Genomic DNA, 22,229 nt, shown 5'->3' with positions numbered 1-22,229 from the left:
GACCAGTAAGCGGCGTTGTCGGCAGCGGAACCGACGCGCAGGCCCGACGAGATGCGGTCCTGGGTGGTTTCCATATCCGAATTGATCGAACGCAGGGTAGCGAGAGCGCCCATTGCGGCGGAATTGGTCATGATGCTCGTCATTAGAGTGTCCCTTTATTACTTAAGACGATTGGGGGACATACCGGACTGTTTACACTACCGGTGATGATGGATCGGCTTCATGCCTCTCGGTTCCAACGACTTTCTCGGAAGAAACCAAACCCGTCATGTGAGGCCGAATATCGAGCCCAATGCTTGCGAATTCCTTAAATGCCGAAGCGGCTTCAACGAGAGATAATTTATACTTAACAACGCCTTAAGTGGACGGTCCGGGTCGCCAAACGCGCCGTTCGAATGGCCCCTTGCGAGACAGGACCAGGCTTTGATCGGGGTTGACGCGTCATGCCTGAGGCAAGCTCCCATTACTACGATGGCCACGAGACCTGCTTTGCGACATCGAGGTGCCAAGCCTTTGATGCCGGCAGCCCAGACGACGGAGCTATCAGTGAACGCCCAAGCCATTTTCTCGACCGCTTCCCGGCAATATCAGAAAGGCCAGTACACGGACGCGCTCGACCAGCTAAACATCCTGATGAATATCAATCGGGATACGAAGACCTTTGTGCTGCTCGCCAAGGTTCTGCTGAAGCTCGGCTTCAAGCCCGAGGCAGCACGCGCCTACCAGCTCGCTGGAGAGGCCGGCGGTTCGCGGTCGCAGGACTATCTGACCGAGGCGATGAAACTCTATTTCGTCAATGGACACGAGGACGAAGCTCTGGCCATCGGCCTCCCGCTGCTGGAGAAAGCCAAGACGGATCCGGAGATCGCATTCATCATTGCTTCGATCTTCCTCAAGCGCGACCAGAAGGAAATCCTCGGCCTGTTCAAGGCACCGCTGTCGACCAGCGCCAATCGCCATCATCAATCGCTGGCATTCAAACTTTTGACAGCCGATGTCAACGATGCGCTAGACCGTGAGGCCGTCGCAAATCTCTTCAAGACGCACCCCAAGAACACGACATTGCGCTCCGCCTATCTCGTCTATGCCCGCGAGGCAAACGACTTTGCCGAAGTCGAGAAACACAGCCGCGACATCGACCGAGCGCTGAGGCTCGGCGAGGCGGATATCCTCGCCGCCGAGGCGCCCTATTACCATATCACCTGGTGCGGCGACGAACGGCTGAACCGGATTGCCGGCGCGCAGCACCGTCCCTTCCCTGCCGGACTGACGGAAGCCCGCCGCGCCATGCCACATGCCTGGAACGACCGCATCCGTATCGGCTATGTCTCTTCCGACTTCTGGCACGACCACGCGACCATGAAGCTGCTCGCAGCCGTGCTCACGGCGCACGATCGCTCGCGTTTCGATATCACTCTCTTCTGCCACACATCGCCCAACAACGTCGTGCGCGACGACGGGTCCCGCGAAAAGTGGGGCAAGATCGTTTCCATCAACGACCTTAGCGATGACCAAGCGGCGGAGGTCATCCGTTCCGAGAACATCGACATTCTTGTCGACCTCAAAGGACACACGCTCGAGAGCCGGGTGAACATCTTCAACCGGCAGACCGCTCCGGTTCAGGTGAGCTGGCTCGGCTTTCCCGGGACGACGGCCAATGTGGACCTCGACTACATCATCGGCGACCCCCATGTCCTGCCGGATGGCAGCGAACCGCACTACTACGAGAAATACTGCCGGCTTCCCGACACCTATCAGCCGAACGACCCTCTCAACCGCCCGCTGCCGCAGCCATTGTCGCGTCGCCAGCTCGGCCTTCCCGAGGAAGTATTCGTCTTCGCGTCGTTCAACGCCAACCGCAAGATCTCATTGCAGACGATCAACCTGTGGATCGAGATCCTTCAGCAGACCCCGGACAGCGTGCTCTGGCTGATGTGCAGCCGCCCGGATGCGCGAGCGAACATCATCGCAAAGTTCAAGAGTGCCGGCCTCGACACCAAGCGCATCATCGTCTGCCCCAAGGTCCTCTATCAAGACCACATCAGCCGTATCCCGGTCGCCGACATCGGCCTCGACACCTATCCCTATAACGGCCACACGACGACCTCGGAACAGCTCTGGGCCGGCCTTCCGGTGCTGACCTTCAAAGGCACCAACTTCGCCTCACGCGTGAGCGAGAGCCTGCTCAACGCCATTGGCGTGCCGGAACTCGTAGCCGCCGGGCCGGAGGACTATGTTCGCGAGGCGGTCGCGCTCTACAACAACCGAGACAGGATCGCCGACTATCGAAAGACCCTCGAGGAGAACCGGTTCCGCATGCCGTTGTTCGACGCCGAACGCTTCTGCCGCCACCTGGAACAGGGCTACGAAATGATGGCTGACCGCGCGAAGAGAGGTCTGGCACCGGATCATATCGACGTTCCGGCGCTACCGGCGCGGACTGGCTCGTTCGAGCGCTGAGCGATCCGACACTCGACCCCGAACGACGAAAGGCAGCGCCAAGGCGCTGCCTTTTTTGTTTGCGCCTTTTCGAAGCGCCCAAACCTTTGACGACGGGTATCTAGCTGAAGGAGCGCACCAGGCTGCCGACCAGCAGATTCCAGCCGTCGATCAGCACGAAGAACAGGATCTTGAAGGGCAGCGAGATCGCCGTCGGCGGCAGCATCATCATGCCCATGGCCATGGTGATGGTGGCAACGATCAGGTCGATCACCAGGAATGGCAGCATGATCAGGAAGCCGATTTCGAAGCCGCGGCGAATTTCGGAGATCATGAAGGCCGGCACGACGGCGCGCAGATCCACCTTGTCGTCCACGACCACCGTCTGGCCCTTTTCCTTGGCAATATCGATGAAGAGTTGCAGGTCCTTGTCACGGGTGTTGGCGAGCATGAATTCGCGGAACGGCTCGCTGATCCGCGGGATCGCCTCGGCCTCGGTGATCTGGTTCTTCATGAGCGGATCGATGCCGTCGCGCCATGCGCGATCGAAGGTCGGCCCCATGACATAGAAGGTCATGAACAGGGCCAGCGACACCATGATCATGTTGGACGGCGTGGTCGCCAGGCCCATGCCGGTGCGCAGGATCGCAAAGGCGATCACGAAGCGCGGAAAGCTGGTGACCATGATCAGGATGCCTGGGGCCACCGACAGAACGGTCAGAAGACCGAAAGTGCGGATGATCCACGAGGCGGCCGACCCGTCGATAGGTGTATTCAGGATATCAGAGGGAAAACTCTGCGCGCCGGCAATACCGGACATCGCCATCATGGCGACTATGAAGGCGACAAGCCGGACCATTTATCGAATCATTGGATGACGAAGGTTCTGAACATCACATTGGTTACGCGCCCATCGGAGCGCAGGTCAACCCGCTCTTGAATGTCATCCCGGAGATATTGAAACCCGCGCGGCCCCTGGATCTGCTGCAGCGAGACCGTCTTCAGATAGGCGGCGATATCCTGGTGGATCTGTTCCGCCAGTTTGGGATCGGGCGCGCCGTCGAACTGCAGCGCCACCTCGAGCCGTATCCAGTTCTCCGAAGGATAGGCAAGGTTGGCGGTGATCGGCTCCAGCTGGACGACACCGTTCGCTTCGGTCGCGAGCTTCGGCAGGCCCTCTTCACCCGTGGCGTTGGCGGCCGGTTCCTTGGTCGCCTCGACCTGCTCCTTCGGCGGAGCCGGCGCGAGCAGACCGCCGACCAGCCAGCCGCCGCCGCCGGCAACGAGCGTCAGCACGGCGACGATCGCGATGGTCATCACCTTTGATGGCGACTTCGGCGCGGTGGCGGTATCCAATTCTTCCATCTTGCCGTTCCCTGCCGATCAGATCGGCGAAAATAGGTCCATGAACTGCTGGCCGTAGGGCGGCTGCTGCACCTCGGTCAAGCGACCGCGGCCGCCATAGGAGATGCGTGCCTCGGCGATGCGGTCGTAGTTGATGACGTTCTCGGCATCGACATCCCGCGGCCGCACGATGCCGGCAACGTTGAGGATGCGCAGTTCGTGATTGACGCGCACTTCCTGCGAACCGCTGATCAAGAGGTTGCCGTTTTCGAGAACTCCGGTCACGACTGCGGCGACGAGCACCCTCAGCTTTTCCGAACGCTCGGTCGTGCCGTCGCCCTCGGTCTTGGTATTCGACCCATATTTCAGGTCGCCCTCCCAGCCGAAATCGCTGGCCTCCGACTTGCCGTTGGCACCGACGTTGAAGCCACTGCTGTTCTTGCGGCTGCGATCCGTCTTGTTGTCGAAGGTAGCGCCTTCATTGATCTTGATGTCGACCGTGAGGATGTCGCCGACATTGATCGCGCGCGCGTCCTTGAACAGGGCGGCCTGCTGGTCGTTCCAGAGCGAGTAGCCACTTACCACCTGGCGCGGCTGCTTCGGATACATGGCAAGCTGCGGCGTCTGGGAATATTGCAGACCGCTGCCGATCGGGCTCATCGAAGGCGCCCGACCAATCTCGTTGAACGCCTGGTTCTGGCACCCGGCAAGGAGACCCGCCGTCAGCACGGCCGTTAGACGCATTTTCATGATGGTTCCTTCGAGGTGTTCGGGTCGCTGGCGCTCGAGATGATATTGGTAAGGATAGCCGCCCTTTCGTCCGTCATTTCGCTGAGGATCAGAGACGACTGTCGTGGCGGCAGCTGCATGACGATCGCGGCCGCGATCTCCGGATTGACCATTTCCAGCTTGCCGGCAGCCGCATCCGGCTTCATCGTCTTGTAGATGTCGACAAGACCGAGCTGGGCCTGTTTCAGGAAATCATTGCGGCGTTTCAGCCAATCCTCGTATTCGTCGCGCCGCTTCTCCAACGTCGCGATGCGTTCGTCGATGCTTGCCTGCAAGGTCTCGAGGTCCTTGCGCTGCAGCACGTAGCGCTGGTCGCGGGCGGCGTCGGCAATGTTCGTGCAGAACTGTTGAATCTCATTCTGCGTCGCGTCGGCTGCCGGAGGCGCGGTAACGTCCTGAGCGAAGGCACCGGGCATCGTCAGCATCGAAGCGGCGGCCGCGCCGACGAGCAACAGATTGCGGACCTTGCCGAAGGATGGGTTCATGTTCGCCGTCATTGCAGCACTAGCTCCGCCTGAAGGGCCCCGGCCGTTTTGATGCTTTGCAGGATCGCAATGATGCCGTCCGGCTTGACACCGATGTTGTTAAGACCGGCGACGAGCGAGCGAAGGCTCGATCCGTTGAGGATCGCCACCGTGCCGCCATCGGACTGCGCGTTGATGGTGGTGTTCGGTTCCACCTCCGTTCGTCCACGCGAGAATGGCAGCGGCTGAACCACCGTCGGCGTCTCGCTGACCTCGACGGTCAGGGTGCCGTAGCTCACCGCCACCTCGTTGATGCGAACGTCCTGGCCAATCACGATCGTGCCGGTGCGTTCGTTGATGACGACGCGGGCCGGGACGTCCGTCTCGATCACGATGTTCTCGATATCGGCCATCAGCCGAGCGAGATCGGCCATCTTCGGCTTTTCGACGAGCACGGATTGAGAATCGCGTGCCTCGGCAATGCGACCGCCATATTGCTGGGCGGCATATTTGTTGATCGCCGCAGCCATGCCGACAGCCGTCGAGAAGTCCGGGTTGCGCAGTTGCAGAACGAGGTTGAAGCCATCCTTGAACTTGGACGGCAGCTCGCGCTCGATGATTGCGCCATTGGGCACGCGCCCGGCCGTCGTCACACCCTGGTTGAGGGTTGCCGCATCGCCCTGCGCGGCAAAGCCCGTCACGACGACGGACCCTTGCGCGACTGCATAGATCTGGCCGTCCGCGCCGGAGAGCGAGGTCATCACCAGGGTGCCGCCGCGAAGCGAGGTGGAATCGCCGAGCGAACCGACGGTCACATCGACGCGGCTGCCGGGGCTTGCGAACGGCGGCAGCGTCGCCGTCACCAGAACGGCCGCAACGTTGCGCGTGCGGGAATCGCCGCCCTGGGTGGAGATGCCGAGGTTCTGCAGCATCGCCCGGACCGACTGGTCGGTGAAGGGCGAGGCACGCAGGCTGTCGCCGGTTCCCTGAAGGCCGACGACGAGGCCATAGCCGATGAGCTGGTTGTCGCGTCCCGCCTGGAGCGAGGCGACGTCCTTGATCCTGGACGCGCCGAAAGCCGGCGTCAGCGCCGTCGAGATCGCGACGGCCAGCGTCAGGAACCATTTGCAGGCAAGCATTTTCATTTCGCCACCACATGGACAGTGCCGTCGGCCATTACCGTTCCGGAAACGATGATGCCGGTATCGATGTTGCGCGCCCGGATCAGTTCGCCGACGGCGGCATCCTGGAGCGGTGATCCGGCGGCGCTGATGGTCAGGCCGCCATTGCTGAAGACGAGGCGCACGGTGGAGCCGCGCTCGACGGCATACTGCTCGCGCAGTGCGTTTGCGAGGATCACCCGACCGGGCAGAAGCGTACGCTTGGTGACCTTGCCGTCGATTTCGTTGAGGGTCCTGATGTAGCCGTCCGCGAGATCGGGGTTGGTAACGTCGACAACCTCGACGCGGCTGCGGTCGATCGTTTCGCCCGGATAGATCGTCCGGGTCGGGATCACCGCGGTCGGCCGCTCCGCGAGGCTCGCCGAAGGCAACAGGAAAGTGGCGGCAAGCAAGGCGCCAGCCGCCAGACGAAGCGCCTTGGATGCACTGTCGCCCTTCGATACCTTGATGTCTGCGGATCGGCGAAACATCATGTTTGCCCCCTCTTTCGTTACCTGAGGTTCTTGCTCACCGTGGCCGCCATTTCATCGGCCGCCTGGATGATCTTGGAGTTCATCTCGTAGGCGCGCTGGGCCGAGATCAGGTCGGTGATTTCCTTCACCGGATCGACGTTGGACGCCTCGAGATACTTCTGCTTGATCTGCGCGAAGCCCGGGTCCGCCGGCGTGCCGACGATCGCGTCGCCGGAAGCCGGGGTCTGCTTGAAGAGGTTGTCACCCTGCGGCTCGAGACCGGCCTCGTTGACGAAGTTGGCGATCGTCAGCTGACCGATTTCCTGCATCGCGGGATCGTTGCCGATGCGGACCATCACCTGGCCGGAGCTGGTGAAGGCGATTTCCGTCGCATCCTGCGGAACCGTGATGCCGGGGACGACCGTGTAACCGTCAATGGTCACGAGCTGGCCCTGGGCATTCTTGTTGAAGGCGCCGGAGCGGGTATAAACCGTCTCGCCATCCGGCGTTTCGACCTGGAACCAGCCGCGGCCCATCAGCGCTAGGTCATAGTCGTTGCCGGTGTTGACCATGCTGCCCTGGATATGCAGGTTGCGCACGGCAGCCGTCTGGACGCCGAGACCGATGATCGCGCCTTCCGGTACGATGGCCTGGTTGGAGCGGTTCGGCACGCCCTGGGCGCGCTCGGTCTGATAAAGCAGATCGGAGAATTCTGCGCGGGCGCGCTTGTAACCGGTCGTGTTGATGTTCGCGATGTTGTTCGCGATCACTTCGAGGTTCAGCTGCTGGGCGTTCATGCCGGTTGCGGCAATGGAAAGGGCCTTCATGTCTCGTTCCTTCAGATCTGCATGCGCGCGATTTCGAGGTAGGCGGTGACCACCTTGTCGCGGATGGCGAGTGCTGTCTGGAGCGACTGTTCGGCGTTCATGACAGCATCGACAACTTCACGGGTGTTTGCCTGACCGCGGATGCCGTCGAGCGATGCGCCCTCGGCCTTTTTCATCGCGTTGATTGTGTCGGTCGCCATATCCCCGAGGACCGAGGCGAAGCTTTGCCCCTGCGGCACGCCCGGCGTGGCGGCCGGCATGCCGAAGATCGACGACGAGGAAGATGTGGAACGGGTGCCGTCGGTCTCTTTGGTGACCGAGAACGCGCCGAGGGATTTGACTGCATCGATCATTATTGCGAGGCTCTCAACAGGTCGATTGTCTGGGAAATCAGATCGCGGGACTGCTTGATGGTCTGGAGGTTGGCCTCGTAGGCGCGGTTGGCTTCGCGCATGTCGGCCATCTCAACCAGGATGTTCACGTTCGGCATCTTGACCATGCCCTTCTCGTCGGCCGCCGGATTGCCCGGATCGAACTCGATGTTGTAGTCCGAATCATCCGTGCCCTGTCGTTCGATCTCGACAAGCGAGGCGCCGCTTGCCCGGTCGACTTCGGCGGCAAAGCTGATGGTCTTACGGCGGTAGGGTTCCGAACCCGGCGTGTCGCCGGTCGAGCGGGCGTTGGCGATGTTTTCGGAGACGATACGCAGACGGGTCGATTCCGCCTGGAGGCCGGAGGCCGATACCTTGAGGGCTGAGGTCAATGGATCCATGGTTCTTACTTCCGTACCGTCATCAGCATCATGCGGTGAAACGCCTTCACAAGCCCGGCGCTGAGCTCGTAGTCGCGCTTGATCTCGCCGGTCTTCATCATTTCCTGCTCGATCGCGACGCTGTTGCCTGACTGCTGGATCTGCACACCGTCGACCATGCCGACTTCGGCCACCTGCGAGGCCTCGAGGCCCTCGGTAAAATGCGCCTTGTGGGTCGCAGCCATCTGCATGCCGGTATCCTGCAGCACGCTTTCGAACGGCTTGACGTCCTTCGCCTTGTAATGCGGCGTGTTCGCATTGGCGATGTTGCCGGCCACCACGTTCTGGCGAACGGTCAGCCACTGGGCCTGCCGGGACGCGAGTTCGAAAAGCTGAATCGGTTGCATCAAAAGCTCCATGCTTGGTGATGCGAACCTAGGCCGGTAATCTTGCGTGGGACTTTCGTCGGAGGTCGCTGGGGTTCGGACGCTTGCATTCCGCTGCGGGCGAACAGCAGCGCGCCGCGCATCCGAAGAGATACGCGACCATCAACTCTGACGATGGGCTGCTAAATCAGTTTGCCTGGTAGACTTCGCCTGTCGAGGTGATCATCACCCAGTGGCCGTCGCGCTGCTCGAGCGTGGCAAGCCGGGTGTTGTCAGGCAGGACGGAGCCGATGCGCACGATATACATGCCGCTCGCATCCTCGATCAGCGCCCGGCCATTGGCGACATGCATCAGCTTGTAGCCGGACTTTCCCGGAAAGGGCTGCGACAGCCCCTCTTCCGCAGCCGACCCTTCGGGACCCGGACCGCCGCCGATACTGGGCACGGTCGCCGTCGTCAGCTGGTCGATTGCAGCCATGGTCTCGCCGTCCGCGTCGGGCATCGCCAGCGGCGAAACCGAGACGACGTTGCGGGCGGCGCGCTCCGGCAGATCGCGGGTGGAACCCTGCCAGAGCGGCGGCATGGTGAACTTGTCCTGGTGGAAGAAGGCGTACCAGGGAAAGAAAGTCGCAAACGCGGCAAGCGCGACGCCAGTCGCGGCCAGGAACTTGTCGGTCATCGGCATGCGGCTGCTTCGCTTGCGCTGATGAACCATTTCGTCCGCATCGTAATCGGTCACCGCCATCACCTCGCTCTCGCGCCCGGTTGATTGCCCATCGCCGCCGCCTTCAATGCATTGGCGAGATCGGCAAAGGCGTCCTGCGCCGGGCGCTCACCGGCGCTCTGCGTCAGGACATCATAGATGACCGGCACCTGCTTGATCGCCATGTCGAGGTCGGGATCGCCACCGGGGCGGTAACCGCCGATCAGGCGAAGATCGCGGGTTTCCTCGAAGCGGTGGATCAGCGCCTTCAACCGCGACACCAGCTTTTCCTGATCCGGCGTCCAGGCCTTGCGCGCCAGGCGCGAGATGGAGGCGAGCGGATTGATCGGCGGATAGCGCCCCTCTTCCGCAAGGCTGCGTTCGAGCACGATGTGACCGTCGAGGATGCCACGCGTCGAATCGGCGACCGGGTCGTTGTGGTTGTCACCGTCGACGAGGATGGAGATGATCGCCGTGATCGTGCCCGAGCCTTCGGTGCCGGGTCCGGCACGCTCGAGCAGACGCGGCAGTTCTGTGAAAACGGAGGCCGGGTAACCGCGCGCGATCGGCGGCTCGCCGGAAGCCGTCGCCACTTCGCGGATCGCGTGTGCGAAACGGGTGACGCTGTCGACGATCAGCAGCACGTTGTCGCCATTGTCGCGATAGTGCTCGGCGATGGTGACGGCGGTCAATGGCGCCATCTTGCGCAGCATCGGGCTTTCGTCGCTGGTTGCCACTACCGCGACCGACTTTGCGAGATTGTCGCCAAGCGTATCCTCGATGAATTCGCGCACTTCGCGGCCGCGCTCACCGACGAGCGCGATCACCACCTTGTCGAAGGCGTCTGCGCGCGCCAGCATGGAGAGCAGCGTCGACTTGCCGACGCCGGAGCCGGCGAAGATGCCGAGACGCTGGCCGAGGCAGAGGGGCGAAAAGATGTCGATCGCCCGCACCCCGGTGAGAAAGCCCTTCTCGACCCGCTTGCGGCTCATCGACGGCGGCGCGGTGTTGGAGATCGAGCGGCGCACATCGCCCTGTAGCAGCGGCCCGAGACCATCGATCGGCTCGCCGAGCGCATTGATGGCACGGCCGCACCATTGATCGGTCGGAGCCACGCGGAAGGCACCTTTGCGGATCACGGTGTCATGGATGCCAATCGGATCGCCGGGTTCGATCGGGCAGACGACCACCCGCTCCGGTTCGACCCGCACCACCTCGCCGAGATGCGTTCCCGTGACACTCTTGTGGGCGACGAAATCACCGAGCCGCACATGCCGCGACAGACCGGTCACCGTGTAGTGACCGGGCGAAATCGTCTGCACGTGTCCGCCCGGAGCGATCGAAAATTCGGGCTTTGCATAGCGCTCGACCAAACCGGCAAGTGCTGCCAGAGATGTCGATCCCGCGCTTGTCTTCAGGCCTTCGCGTTGCATGCCGGTACCCGTCAGAAATTAGCGACTGCCGCCGAGCGTCTTGACCGCTTCTTCGAGCGATCCCTCGCTGTCACGCAACAGGCCAGTGATGTTGTCGAAGGCGCGCGTGACCATGATCAGCTGCGACATTTCCTGGATGGCATTGACGTTGGATTCCTCGACGAAGCCCTGCATCACGCCGACATCGAAGCGATCGACCACCGGCTCGGCCTGTGCCGTCGGCTGAACAGCACTGTTGTCGAGGCGCATGAAACCCTTGCTGAAATCTGCCTCATAGAGACCGAGCGAGGCGACAGCCACGCCGTTCTGATGGATCGCACCATCGGCGCCGACGGTGATCTCGCCGCCGCTGCCGTTGAGCTGGATCGGCGCTCCGCCGGCGTCGAGCACTGGATAGCCACGGATAGTGACGAGTTCGCCGGTATCGGTGAGCGTGAAACGCCCGTCGCGCGTCAGCGCCGGGCCGGATGGCGTCTCGATCTGGAACCAGGCATCGCCCTTGATCGCAAAGTCGAGAGCCGAGCCCGTGCGCGACAGCGAGCCGTTGTTGGTGTTCAGGAACTCCTCGCCCTTGCTGACATAGGCAACCTTGGTCGGCTTCGTATCACCGAGCATCTGATTGAACTTCACCTCGGTGCCACGGAAACCGACGGTGCCGGAGTTCGCGATATTGTCGGCAAGTGTGTTGAGGCGCTTCTCGAGCGCCATCTGCGACGAAATCGCGACGTAAAGACCGGTTTGCACGTTCAATTTCCCCCGAGTTTCAGGCTGTTGATGGACAGGAGAAGATCGGAAGAAATGCCGTAGCCGCTCGAAGAGCCGAAGACTGCGAGCGGATCATAACCGTCCGTTGAATTTTTGGTTTCCCAGAGCGCCGTGAACCGGTCGAGAAACTCGGTCACCTTGCCCGGGTTCTGGAAATCCTTGAAATCGATCGCCGCTTCATAGACCTCGGCCTGACGATCGACATTGGTTGCCGCGAATTCGTCGGGCAATTGCAACGCGGTGCGCACCACCTGGGCGAGCGCCTCGTCGGCGATGATGGCGTAGCCACTGCTGATCGTCGGCGCCATGCGCGAAAAATAGAGGGCAAGCCGCACGCCGGCATTTTCCTCACCGGCGTTCTGCTCCAGCGTCTGGCGAGCATATTTGTCGGCGACGCCCTTCTGGGCACGGTCGAAGGATGTGGCGGCCGCGCCGTGGGCGGCGAAGTTCAGCGATTCGACGAGCTGCTTGTAGCGGTTGTCGGTCAGCTTGTTGGCAAAGGCGTCGTCCTTGTCGATGCCTTCGGTCAGCACCTTGCGCATGAAAGCCTTGGCATAGGCCATGTCTTCGAGACCGTGAGCCTTCATCGCGTAGTTGTAGAGCCTGGTATCGGCAAAGAAATCGTCGATCGTTTTGACGTCGCCGATCTTCGACAGGTAGTACTCCGTCTCGCGCGCCACATCCGGCTGCTCGGCAACGCGGGCCAGCGACTTCGTCAAGTCGGCCGTTATCAGCTTGTAGCTCGTGTAGGTCGTGGTCACGATCGGTTCGCCCCTGCCGGAATGACACAGACAGAGCATGCGCCCTGCCTTGACAAATCCTGACCGGATAGCCTTGCGCGAACCTGTTCCGATGAATGACCCCCATCGCCCGCGCCGGCCAGCCTCACGCAAGGATGAAACCTTATCCCGTTAGCGGAAAATAGGATCGCGACAGGTATCGAAAATGAACATCATCATCGGGCTTCTTGTGACGTTCGGCTGTATTCTCGGCGGCTATCTGGCCATGGGCGGCCACATGGAGGTCCTCAACCAGCCTTTCGAACTGCTGATCATCGGCGGCGCCGGCATCGGCGGCTTCATCATGGCCAACTCGATGAAGGTGGTTAAGGATACCGGCAAGGCGCTCGGCGAAGCCTTTCGCCACAAGGTGCCGAAGGAGCGCGAATATCTCGACACGCTCGGCGTTCTCTATTCGCTGATGCGGGATCTGCGCACCAAGTCGCGCAACGAGATCGAAAGCCACATCGACAACCCGGAAGAATCCTCGATCTTCCAGGCAGCGCCGACGGTTCTGAAGAACAAGGAACTGACCGCCTTCATCTGCGATTACGTACGTCTGATCATCATCGGCAACGCCCGATCGCACGAGATCGAAGCGCTGATGGACGAAGAAATCCAGACCATCACCCACGACAAGATGAAGTGCTATCACGCGCTGAACACGATGGGCGACGCCTTCCCGGCGATCGGTATCGTCGCGGCGGTTCTCGGCGTCATCAAGGCGATGGGCGCGATCAGCGAGGCGCCGGAAGTTCTCGGTGCCAAGATCGCAGCCGCACTCGTCGGCACGCTGCTTGGCGTGTTCCTGTCCTATTCGATCGTCGCGCCGCTGGTCGCCAACATCAAATCGGTGCGCGAGAAGCAGAACCGCCTCTACATCATCGTCAAGCAAACGCTGCTTGCCTACATGAACGGCTCGGTACCGCAGGTCGCTCTCGAATACGGCCGCAAGACCATCTCGGCCTATGAGCGTCCGTCGATCGACGCGGTCGAGCAGGAAATGATGAACCCCGGCGGCGGCGGCGAAAGCAAGGCGGCTTGATCCCATGAATTCCGCAACATCCAACGTTCACGCATTCGACCGGAAACTCCTGGCGCGCATGACCGGCGCGCTCGGCGACGACCGGGTGATCGGCCGGCTGGCGCTCGAACTCGGCCAGGTCTTCGGCGAATTCCTGCCCGACATCTGCCGGGCGGAAACGGGTCTTGACGTCACGATCGGCTATGCCGGTTTCCGGACGGGGCTCCGACAGAAGCTGATTGCCGGCCTTGGTACCGGCGTGGTGATCAGTGACGTGTCCTTGCGCAACTGGTGCGCGGATTTCCAGATCGGCTGCGACAGCCCGATCATCATCACCCTCGTCGAGGCGCTGCTCGGCGCCGAGCCGGCCGGGATCGAAGAGCCGCAGCCGCGTGCGCTCTCCCAGATCGAGATCGACGTCGCCGTGCCGCTTTTCGAAAAGATCGCCGACGTGTTGCGCACCGCCGTCAACGCGCCGGGCGGTTTCGAAGCGATCGTCGAACGTCCGCTCAACAGCGCATCGCGCCCCAAGCCCGATCCCATGATCGAGGACATCCATGCGGGCGCCATCGACATGACGATCGGCTTCGGCCCGGTCATGTCCACCTTCTCCGTCATCGTCCCGCAGAGCGTGCTCCTGAAGACCACCATCGTCTTCCCGAAGGGCAGCGGCCAGCAGCGCAAGGCGAAGGCCGAATGGACCGAGCAGCTCGAAGAACAGGTTCGCCGCTCTGCCGTCACGATCGAGGCGCGCATCCGGCTCGAAAGCCTGACGCTCGAAACGATCAGCCGGCTGCAGGCGGGCGACGTCATTCCCTTCCACGACGCCCAGGACGCTCGCGTCGACGTCAACGCCAATGGTCGCGACCTCTATGTCTGCGAATTCGGACGATCGGGATCGAAATACACGGTTCGGGTCAAGGATACCCACGGCTCCGAGCAGGACATCCTTCGCCACATCATGAGTTAAATCGGCCTGCCGCGCGCTCGCAGCATGCCTGAGGCAAGCTTCAACTGGAATAGTTCTCACATGGCACCCAAGAAAGCACCCATCAACGAACAGGCAGAAGCCGCTGTCGGAGACATGGAACTCGACCAGGCGATCAATGACCTGCGCGGTGTCCTCAAGCAGGATTCGGATGCGCCGGCAGCCTTCGGCTCGGATTTCGGCAGCGAACCCGCTGGCGCCGCAACCGACTTCGGTAGCGACTTCGGCGCACCGGCCGGCGGCCTCGACGCGTTCGGCGGCGATTTCGGCTCCAGCGACTTCGGCGCCGACCTCGGCGGCGGTTCCGTTTCGAGCGATTTCGGCGGCACGGATTTCGGTGCGACGTCCTTCGACAGCGCTGACGCTGCGATCGACGCGCCGCCCGGCAGCGGCATGACGGCCAACCTCGACCTGATCATGGATATCCCGATCGACGTCCAGATCGTGCTCGGCACAAGCCGCATGCAGGTGTCCGGTCTCATGAACTTGAGCGAAGGTGCAACGATCGCGCTGGATCGCCGGATCGGAGAGCCGGTCGAGATCATGGTCAACGGCCGGGTGATCGGCCGCGGCGAAATTACCGTTCTCGAAGGCGACGACACCCGGTTCGGCGTCAAACTCATCGAGATCAAGGGCAGCAAGAAGTCATAAAACCCGATGATCGGGCGAAGGATGAATCCATGATGGATTTCGAAAGTTTCGAGGCTCAGGCGCTATCAAGGCCGCTGAGCCAGACGGACAAGGCGGCGGCCGTCCTGCTTGCCATGGGCAAGGGCGTCGCAAGCAAGCTCTTGAAGTTCTTCACCCAGAGCGAGTTGCAGTCGATCATCGCCGCGGCGCAGTCGCTGCGCGCCATTCCGCCGCATGAGCTGGAAGCACTCGTCAACGAGTTCGAAGACCTCTTCACCGAGGGCGCCGGGCTGATGGACAATGCCAAGGCGATTGAAAGCATCCTCGAAGAAGGCCTGACCCCGGACGAGGTCGACGGCCTGCTCGGCCGCCGCGCCACTTTCCAGTCCTACGAGGCCAGCATCTGGGATCGCCTGCAGGAATGCGACCCGGTCGCCGTATCGGTACAGCTTGCCAAGGAACATCCGCAGACGATCGCATACGTTTTGTCGATGATGCCTTCGGGCTTCGGCGCCAAGGTGCTGCTGCAGCTTTCCGAAGAGCAGCGGCCGGACATCCTGAAGCGCGCCGTCAACATGAAGGAAGTCAACGCGAAAGCCGCCGCGATCATCGAGAAGCGCGTCATGGAAATGATCGGCGAGATGGAAGCAGAACGCAATTCGGCCGGCCCGGCCAAGATCGCCGAGGTCATGAACGAACTCGACAAGCCGCAGGTGGACACCCTGCTCGCGTCGCTCGAATCGCTCAGCACCGCTTCCGCCAACAAGGTGCGCCCGAAGATCTTCCTCTTCGACGACGTGCTCTACATGCCGCAGCGCAGCCGCGTACAGCTCTTCAACGACGTGTCGACGGACATCATCACGATGGCGTTGCGCGGATCGACGGGAGAACTGCGCGAATCGGTACTTGCCTCGATCGGCGCACGCCAGCGCCGCATGATCGAATCCGATCTCGCCATGGGCGATGCCGGCATCAACCCGCGCGACATCGCGATCGCACGGCGCTCGATCACCCAGGAAGCCATTCGCCTGGCGGCCAGCGGCCAGCTCGAGCTCAAGGACAAGGACGCGCAGGCGGCCTGATCGGGTAGGCGCGCCGCATGGGCCCGTCGAGCGTTCGGCTGGCGCGCCCCTCCTCACCGTATTTCCTGTTGAGCCCTGGCGAATGCCGGGGCTCAACGCTTGCCTGCCCAGCCTTCCGGGTACACTACTGCATTTTCCTTGGATCGGCCTCGATTTGAGGAGCACGCAGCAGCTCGACGCGTTGCAACGACCTTTGCGCGTCTTAACAGACGCACGGCGCTGCAGAAAACGCGATCGACGCTGCCCAGATGTAACCGGAGCCTTCCTGCTTCATGTCTGATGATCAGGATAAAGACAGCAAAACAGAGGCCCCGTCAGAGAAGAAGATCTCCGACGCTGCCGAGAAGGGTAACGTGCCCTTCTCCCGCGAGGCGACGATGTTCGCCTCGACGCTCGCGATCTACATCTTCTTCGTCTTCTTCCTTGCCGACGGCGTCAGCACCATGGCCGAGGCCCTCAAGGACATCTTCGAGCAGCCGGAAGCCTGGCGGCTGGAAAATTCGACCGACGTGGTGGCGCTCATCACCCATCTCGCATGGAAATCGACCGCGCTGGTCGTTCCGGCCTTCGTGCTGCTCATCCTCTTCGGTGTCGGCTCCTCGATCTTCCAGAACCTGCCGCGGCCGGTTCTCGACCGCGTCCAGCCGAAGCTGAACCGCATTTCGCCGATGGGCGGGCTCAAGCGCATCTTCGGCGCGCAGGGACTGGTCGAGTTCGGCAAGTCGCTGTTCAAGATCATCATCGTCTCCGTCGTCGTCGTGCTGGTGCTGTGGAACAACTACTTCGCGACGCTCGACTTGATGTTTTCGGACCCGGTCACGATGTTTTCGACGATGGCGAACGATCTCAACGAGATCATGATCGTCATCCTGTTTGCGACCGCGGTTCTGGCGATCGCCGACCTCTTCTGGTCACGGCACCATTGGTACACCGAACTGATGATGACCAAGCAGGAAGTGAAGGAGGAAATGAAGCAGGCCCAGGGCGACCCGATCGTCAAGTCGCGCCTGCGTTCGATGCAGCGTGACCGGGCGCGCAAACGGATGATCTCGTCCGTACCGCGTGCCACGCTGGTGATCGCCAACCCGACTCACTACGCTGTCGCGTTGCGTTATGTCCGCGAGGAAAGCGACGCGCCCATCGTCGTGGCGATGGGCCAGGACCTGGTTGCCCTGAAAATCCGTGAAATTGCAGAGAAAAATGGCATCCCCGTCTTCGAGGATCCGCCACTTGCACGCTCCATGTTTGCACAAGTCTCGGTCGATAGTGTGATTCCACCCGTGTTTTACAAGGCTGTTGCCGAGCTCATTCACAGGGTGCATGCGTCGCAACCAAAACGGATGACATAACTCCGATGAAAAAGTGCGAATTCTCCGAGAAGCGGGAACAGATCGTAGCTGAAGCAATCCGCCCTGTGGCGACCGAACTGCGGCTCATCGACGCCGCCGATTTCATCGCCCTCTTGCGGTTCGAATCCTACGCCAGCCTCGCCGATCTCGTCGAATCCGCGGCAGAACTTTACTTTCTGCCCGGTACGGTCAACTTCGGTCTCGGCGGCAACTACAATCTCGATTGGGATTGCGAGCCGGAAATCGTTCTCGACCTGGAGCTTAAGCCCCGCGGTATCACCATCTATGTCCGCCTGTCCCTCGGCAACGAGACGGCCGGCATCGAGATCAGCCATATCAGCTTCCAGAACCCGTCGGCCGACCCGGACGAGAACACGGCCTTCCTGGCGCGGAGCCTGGCGGACGCAAAATTCATCAAATCCTACGAACTGCCGCTCGCAAGCTAAAAGAACCGCGCATGCGCGCACCTGTATTCTGCAGAAGGCGCCGGCGCTGAATGCGCTTAGCTGATGTAGCCAAGGCGGATCGCCTTGGCGATCGCCTGGATGCGGTTGACCGAATCGAGCTTGGTGGTCGCAGCGCCCAGATAGGCGTTGACCGTATGGACGGAGAGGCCCATGCGCTCGGCAATCTCTTCGCTGATATGGCCGTCGCCCGCCATCTGCAGGCAGGCGATCTCGCGGTCACTCAAGGTTTCGGCCGGCGCCATGCGCTTTTCATCGGCGGCCAGCAGGTCGGTCATGATCATGCAACTGCGACCATGCAGATCCACCACCTGTTCGGTCGAGGCATCGATGTAGCTGCCGGCGAAGATGACGTAGCCGTTGCCCTGGGCGCCGAGCCTGACAGGAAAGGCTATGCCCGAATAGGCAAGCTTGCGCACTTTCAACCGATACGCAAAGGGCGCGAGTTCCGAGACTTCCGCTGCCTGATGCTCCCCTGCCCCGTTCCAAAGCGCCGGCAGCAGGGATTGATCGAGATGGGCAATCAGTTCCTCGCCATAGGCGGTGATGAGATCATGCGCGTTCGCTTCGGCCGTAAGGCCCCAGTTGTCGAGGACGCAGGTCAGCTTTCGGGCCGTGCCTTTACCGCTGAGGCGCAGCACGGCGAAATGCTTGGCATTGATCTGCCGCTGCATCGCTTGCAGACGCGTGACCAGGGTTGCGGCACGTGCGGCGCGGTTGCCCTGCCGGGCGAGCTTGTGGTCGTCGTCGATCCGCCCACCACCGAGAAAATGCGTCATCGCGCCCGTTCCTCACACAAGATTGTTGCGCACCGCGTAAGCTATCGCTTCCGATCGCGTCCTGGTCGCGGTCTTGCGCATGACGCTGGTGATGTAGTTGTTGATGGTGTTGCGCGAAATTCCGAGGATCACCGCGATCTCTTCGCTGGTTTTGCCCTCGGCGATCCAGAAGAGGCATTCGAGCTCGCGCTCCGTCAACTCGAAGTCTCGATCGTGCCGGACTTCGGCGCGCGTCGTGAAGCTTGCGAGGTAACCCGCAAGCAGCGTGACGTCCCGCAGGCTCTCCTGCGACAGGATCACGTCTTCCGGCATGAGCAGCATCAGCGAGAAGCGCAGCCGTCCGACGTTGAAGGTGACCGCACAATATTCGCGGCTGATACCGCGCGGCAGGTCGATGTCATCGGGCAGCGCGTAGAAACACGGCTGCAGCACCGCCAGGCATTTTTCAAGCTCGGTCGTCTTGGCGTGGAGCGACGTGACGACGCCGGAGAGGCGCCGCACCACGTCGAAGGGCCAATCGGAACAGACCACGAAGTCGAGCCCGTTGTCCTGCGAGATGTCATAGCGCGCCAGAAGATAGTGGCTCGCGCCGACATATTCGGTCAGCGCCGACAGACCGCTGCCAAGACCGCCCCGACCGGCGACTTCCCCCAGCCTTCGCAAAAGTTGTTCGCGCGAGAAACCGCCGCCGCGTGCACGTGTCGGTGCCGTCGGCAAAGGCCAGACAGCAATGTCTGCTTGCGAAATGTCCATGAGTTCAGCCCCCGTGCCGGATTCACATCCCGGAACTGCACTTGCACTGTCGCCGCCAACAGCCGGCCGAAGCCGAATATTACCACCAGTCGCAGATCAGGACGCGAATCAACTGTTAAAAATGTACATCGGCACGAGAAAAATACCACCGCCCTGTTCTGGCTATTTACTTCACATCCTGTGCATAGACCGATTCGACCCAGATAGGCCTCGCCTGTTCTGCCCAATGACGTTCATCGCCTTTGCCAAGGCACAACACATTGATAGACAACGCATTTCTACTTGAAAACCTGCCGTTCCCGCGCGTCAGCCGCGATCCTGGACAGCGCTATTGGCGTGGTTTTGCCCAACAAACGGGCGCTTATTGCCGAAATTCGAAAATTAGAACCTGAAGAAATTATACTTTGTTTTCACAGCTGTGGCTGAAATGCATCAGGAGTTTTTCAGGCTCTTCTCATTTTACCGATATATAAATTGTGAAACTTTCAGAATAAATCTGAGTGCATGCGAAGTTATATTTCAGTTTGACTATGTATAGCTGGAATCCGGTATAGTAGATGACCGCACCGAATGCACGCCATGCGCGCGCGACGAATCTATAAATTAAGATATCGTTAAAATATTACCATTCTCGGCTCCCACAGGACTCAGCGGCCTCACTTCGAAACTTGAAGCAAATTTGCGGCAGTGGCGGCGGACGCGCCCGGACTCTCACAATATTTGGCCCGAACATAGACGACGCCGCCTGACATGCGGGAGCGACGCCACAAAGACAAATCCCACCACAAGGGCGGGATCTGTTTGATTGCGGCAGGGCTGCGGCGATATCAGGCGGCCTTGTCGAGGGCCCATTTGCGCAGGATTTTCGCCGCGCGTTCTTCGCTGATCTCGACCATCCGGGCCAGGCGCCTTTCCGGGCCCTCCTTGACGCGGCGGTTGAAGCCACCGTCTTCGCCCATATTGAGCAGGTCGTCGGTGCTGTCGAAACCGAAGTCCGACCCGAAGCCTTCCATGAGCGCCCCGCCGGCACCGGCATTGGCCGGAGAGAAGTCGGGCAGTTCGAGACCGGCGGCTTCGCCTTCCAGCTGGCCGGCAGTGCTGCCGAACCCGAGCTGACGGGCGAGCGGCCGCATGCCCCAGACGACCAGAGCGGCCACCACGATAAAGGCAAGGGCATTGATGATGCCGCCGAGATTGCGGGTCAGCGTTTCCATCACGCCGGGGCCAGCGACGGCCTGATCGAGCAATTGCGTTTCGACGAAGTCCATGGCGGTCAGGGTCACGACGTCGCCGCGGTTCGTATCAAGACCGGCAGCGGAAGCGACGATCTTCTGCATGTCCTGCAGATAGGCGTCGATCTTCGCCTGGTCGGCCGGCTCGCCGACCATCGCGGCCAGTCGGCCACGGTTGACGACGACGGCAATGGAGAGGCGTTCGATCGTGTAGCTGTTCTTGACGGTAGCAATCGTCTTGCTGTTGATCTCGTAGTTGGTCTGCTCTTCCTTCTTCTCGGCCTCGTCGCTCGACTTCGGGCCGGCGCCGCCGCTCGGGGCAGCCTGAGGAATGTTCTGCTGGACGGTGGCGGCATTGTCCGGCTGCTGCTGGCTGGACTTCTGCTCTTCCTTGGTCACGCGCGTGGAGCGTTCAACCCGCGATTCCGGATCGAAGACCGTTTCCTGGATCTGCTGGGTATCGGTGTTCAGCCGCGCGGTGACACTCGAACGGAAATTGTCCATTCCGAGGAAGGGCGCCAGCGCGTTGTCGATCTTCTTCTCGAGCTCGGTCTGCACATTCTGGACGACGCCGAGCGACTGGTTGAGAGCGCTGTTGGCCGGATCGTCGCCGGAGGCGAGCAACTGTCCGGTCGAATCAAGCACGGTCACGTCATCGACGTCGAGCCCCGGTACGGAAGAGGCGACGAGATGGCGGATCGAGGCAGCGGCGCTGCGGCCGACGGTGGCGCTGGCGCGGATCATGACCGAGGCTGTGGGGTTCTGGTCCGCCTTGCGGAAGCTGCCGCGTTCCGGCATCACGATGTGGACGCGGGCGGCGGCGATGCCGGAAATCTGCTGGATGGTACGGCCGATTTCGCCTTCGAGGGCACGCACCCGCGTCACTTCCTGCATGAAGGAGGTGAGGCCGAGCGAACCGACATTGTCGAAGAGTTCGTAACCGGCATTGGCACTGCTCGGCAGGCCACGCTCGGCGAGCAGGAGGCGCGCCTTGCTCGTCATGCCGACGGGAACCTGGAGGCTGGCGCCATCGGAGCCGACATTGAAATCGATATTGGCCTCAGCCAGCGCGATGCTGATCTGGGTGACATCGCTGCGTTCGAGCCCGACATAGAGCGTTTCGAACGAGGGTCTGTTGACGTAAATGCCCGCCCCGAGCACCAGGCCGACCGCGACCATGCCGGCTGCCGCCAGCGCGATCAGCTTGCCCTGCCCGAGATTGCTCAGGTTCTTCGTGACCGTCGAAAGTTGATCCAACAGACTCATTCTGTTTCCGCACCCAGTATCGCAGAGCTTTCAGGCCGGTCATCGGCCGAGCGCCCTGCGCAGTTCCAACATTCGGGTTTGCTGGGTATCGGCATGCTTTGTATCGACTTCCAATGCGCGCGAATCTACCAGCCCCGATCGGGACCGTAGGAAACGAAACTTGCGCGAAATTGGCTTGATCGGCTCAGATCGCCGATCGAATGGACGCATCGGCAGAGTTATCCACTGACTGACAGGAGCCCGTGAAAGCGGATATCCGGGGCAAACGGCATGAGCGGAGCGCTGGCCTGCGCGCCGCAAGCCGCTGATTTTGCGGCGCTATTGCCAGATTCGTGCGTCGCACAGACTT

Annotated in this window: 25 protein-coding genes; 7 read left to right on the top strand and 18 right to left on the bottom strand. The window is 61.4% G+C overall.

The window, feature by feature from the left end:
* Window positions 1–143: flagellin N-terminal helical domain-containing protein (locus BLU35_RS36585; RefSeq protein ID WP_502688132.1), on the bottom strand; the 143-nt coding region annotated here is incomplete at its 3' end.
* Between the two features lie 373 nt (window positions 144–516).
* Here BLU35_RS36585 and BLU35_RS01310 point away from each other — a divergent pair.
* Window positions 517–2,460 (top strand): O-linked N-acetylglucosamine transferase family protein, encoded by a 1,944-nt coding sequence (locus tag BLU35_RS01310; RefSeq protein ID WP_093231957.1) that lies wholly within the window; start codon window positions 517–519, stop codon window positions 2,458–2,460.
* Window positions 2,461–2,560: 100 nt separating this feature from the next.
* On the opposite strand, the gene fliP is transcribed toward BLU35_RS01310, so the two are convergent.
* From fliP to BLU35_RS01240, 14 genes are all read right to left on the bottom strand, one after another.
* Window positions 2,561–3,298 (bottom strand): flagellar type III secretion system pore protein FliP, encoded by a 738-nt coding sequence (fliP, locus tag BLU35_RS01305; protein WP_057248216.1) that lies wholly within the window; start codon window positions 3,296–3,298, stop codon window positions 2,561–2,563.
* A gap of 8 nt (window positions 3,299–3,306) precedes the next feature.
* Window positions 3,307–3,804, bottom strand: a complete 498-nt coding sequence (locus tag BLU35_RS01300; RefSeq protein WP_093231956.1) for a flagellar basal body-associated FliL family protein — start codon at window positions 3,802–3,804, stop codon at window positions 3,307–3,309.
* A gap of 18 nt (window positions 3,805–3,822) precedes the next feature.
* Window positions 3,823–4,533 (bottom strand): flagellar basal body L-ring protein FlgH, encoded by a 711-nt coding sequence (flgH, locus tag BLU35_RS01295; RefSeq protein WP_057248214.1) that lies wholly within the window; start codon window positions 4,531–4,533, stop codon window positions 3,823–3,825.
* Entirely contained in the window at window positions 4,530–5,069 is a 540-nt protein-coding gene (locus BLU35_RS01290; protein WP_093231955.1) for a MotE family protein, read from the bottom strand. The genes flgH and BLU35_RS01290 overlap by 4 nt, the downstream gene beginning before the upstream one ends.
* A complete protein-coding gene (locus BLU35_RS01285) occupies window positions 5,066–6,181 on the bottom strand; it encodes a flagellar basal body P-ring protein FlgI (protein ID WP_058323543.1) in 1,116 nt (371 codons plus the stop codon). The genes BLU35_RS01290 and BLU35_RS01285 overlap by 4 nt, the downstream gene beginning before the upstream one ends.
* Entirely contained in the window at window positions 6,178–6,690 is a 513-nt protein-coding gene (flgA, locus tag BLU35_RS01280) for a flagellar basal body P-ring formation chaperone FlgA (RefSeq protein WP_082615704.1), read from the bottom strand. Before flgA ends, BLU35_RS01285 begins: the two co-directional genes overlap by 4 nt.
* Window positions 6,691–6,707: 17 nt before the next feature.
* Entirely contained in the window at window positions 6,708–7,496 is a 789-nt protein-coding gene (gene flgG, locus BLU35_RS01275) for a flagellar basal-body rod protein FlgG (RefSeq protein WP_057248211.1), read from the bottom strand.
* An 11-nt stretch (window positions 7,497–7,507) separates the two neighbouring features.
* Window positions 7,508–7,849, bottom strand: coding sequence for a flagellar hook-basal body complex protein FliE (fliE, locus tag BLU35_RS01270; protein ID WP_057248210.1), 342 nt, complete (start codon window positions 7,847–7,849; stop codon window positions 7,508–7,510).
* The gene (gene flgC, locus BLU35_RS01265; RefSeq protein ID WP_057248209.1) at window positions 7,849–8,268 is read right to left on the bottom strand and encodes a flagellar basal body rod protein FlgC; all 420 of its coding nucleotides are present in this window, start codon (window positions 8,266–8,268) and stop codon (window positions 7,849–7,851) included. The genes fliE and flgC overlap by 1 nt, the downstream gene beginning before the upstream one ends.
* Before the next feature lie 5 nt (window positions 8,269–8,273).
* Window positions 8,274–8,654, bottom strand: coding sequence for a flagellar basal body rod protein FlgB (gene flgB, locus BLU35_RS01260; RefSeq protein WP_057248268.1), 381 nt, complete (start codon window positions 8,652–8,654; stop codon window positions 8,274–8,276).
* Between the two features lie 166 nt (window positions 8,655–8,820).
* A complete protein-coding gene (locus tag BLU35_RS01255) occupies window positions 8,821–9,378 on the bottom strand; it encodes a flagellar protein (protein ID WP_093231954.1) in 558 nt (185 codons plus the stop codon).
* The gene (gene fliI / locus BLU35_RS01250) at window positions 9,378–10,769 is read right to left on the bottom strand and encodes a flagellar protein export ATPase FliI (protein WP_093231953.1); all 1,392 of its coding nucleotides are present in this window, start codon (window positions 10,767–10,769) and stop codon (window positions 9,378–9,380) included. The genes BLU35_RS01255 and fliI overlap by 1 nt, the downstream gene beginning before the upstream one ends.
* A gap of 18 nt (window positions 10,770–10,787) precedes the next feature.
* The gene (flgF, locus tag BLU35_RS01245) at window positions 10,788–11,513 is read right to left on the bottom strand and encodes a flagellar basal-body rod protein FlgF (protein WP_057248206.1); all 726 of its coding nucleotides are present in this window, start codon (window positions 11,511–11,513) and stop codon (window positions 10,788–10,790) included.
* 2 nt (window positions 11,514–11,515) lie between these two features.
* Window positions 11,516–12,295, bottom strand: coding sequence for a DUF1217 domain-containing protein (locus BLU35_RS01240; RefSeq protein WP_058323700.1), 780 nt, complete (start codon window positions 12,293–12,295; stop codon window positions 11,516–11,518).
* Window positions 12,296–12,479: 184 nt separating this feature from the next.
* On the opposite strand from BLU35_RS01240, the gene motA reads away from it, so the two are divergent.
* The 6 genes from motA (at window position 12,480) to BLU35_RS01210 (ending at window position 17,832) form a co-directional block, all read left to right on the top strand.
* A complete protein-coding gene (gene motA / locus BLU35_RS01235) occupies window positions 12,480–13,358 on the top strand; it encodes a flagellar motor stator protein MotA (RefSeq protein ID WP_057248205.1) in 879 nt (292 codons plus the stop codon).
* A 4-nt stretch (window positions 13,359–13,362) separates the two neighbouring features.
* Complete coding sequence (locus tag BLU35_RS01230) at window positions 13,363–14,307, top strand: FliM/FliN family flagellar motor switch protein (RefSeq protein WP_093231952.1); 945 nt, start codon at window positions 13,363–13,365, stop codon at window positions 14,305–14,307.
* A gap of 24 nt (window positions 14,308–14,331) precedes the next feature.
* Entirely contained in the window at window positions 14,332–14,976 is a 645-nt protein-coding gene (gene fliN, locus BLU35_RS01225; RefSeq protein WP_082615703.1) for a flagellar motor switch protein FliN, read from the top strand.
* A gap of 29 nt (window positions 14,977–15,005) precedes the next feature.
* Entirely contained in the window at window positions 15,006–16,037 is a 1,032-nt protein-coding gene (gene fliG, locus BLU35_RS01220) for a flagellar motor switch protein FliG (protein WP_058323547.1), read from the top strand.
* A gap of 272 nt (window positions 16,038–16,309) precedes the next feature.
* On the top strand, window positions 16,310–17,386 hold the full coding sequence (flhB, locus tag BLU35_RS01215) for a flagellar biosynthesis protein FlhB (protein WP_093231951.1): 1,077 nt from the start codon (window positions 16,310–16,312) through the stop codon (window positions 17,384–17,386).
* Between the two features lie 5 nt (window positions 17,387–17,391).
* Window positions 17,392–17,832: a BspJ family T4SS effector nucleomodulin gene (locus tag BLU35_RS01210; protein ID WP_058323549.1), complete on the top strand. Its 441-nt coding sequence runs from the start codon at window positions 17,392–17,394 to the stop codon at window positions 17,830–17,832.
* Window positions 17,833–17,888: 56 nt separating this feature from the next.
* Here BLU35_RS01210 and visR read toward each other — a convergent pair whose 3' ends face one another.
* From visR to fliF, 3 genes are all read right to left on the bottom strand, one after another.
* On the bottom strand, window positions 17,889–18,629 hold the full coding sequence (gene visR, locus BLU35_RS01205) for a transcriptional regulator VisR (RefSeq protein ID WP_093231950.1): 741 nt from the start codon (window positions 18,627–18,629) through the stop codon (window positions 17,889–17,891).
* Between the two features lie 12 nt (window positions 18,630–18,641).
* Window positions 18,642–19,382: a transcriptional regulator VisN gene (gene visN, locus BLU35_RS01200; protein WP_058323551.1), complete on the bottom strand. Its 741-nt coding sequence runs from the start codon at window positions 19,380–19,382 to the stop codon at window positions 18,642–18,644.
* An 827-nt stretch (window positions 19,383–20,209) separates the two neighbouring features.
* Entirely contained in the window at window positions 20,210–21,880 is a 1,671-nt protein-coding gene (fliF, locus tag BLU35_RS01195; RefSeq protein WP_058323552.1) for a flagellar basal-body MS-ring/collar protein FliF, read from the bottom strand.
* Between the last annotated feature and the right edge of the window lie 349 nt (window positions 21,881–22,229).

The organism is Sinorhizobium sp. NFACC03 (assembly GCF_900103435.1).
GTDB lineage: Bacteria > Pseudomonadota > Alphaproteobacteria > Rhizobiales > Rhizobiaceae > Ensifer.
This window is presented reverse-complemented; position numbering and strand designations above follow the sequence as displayed.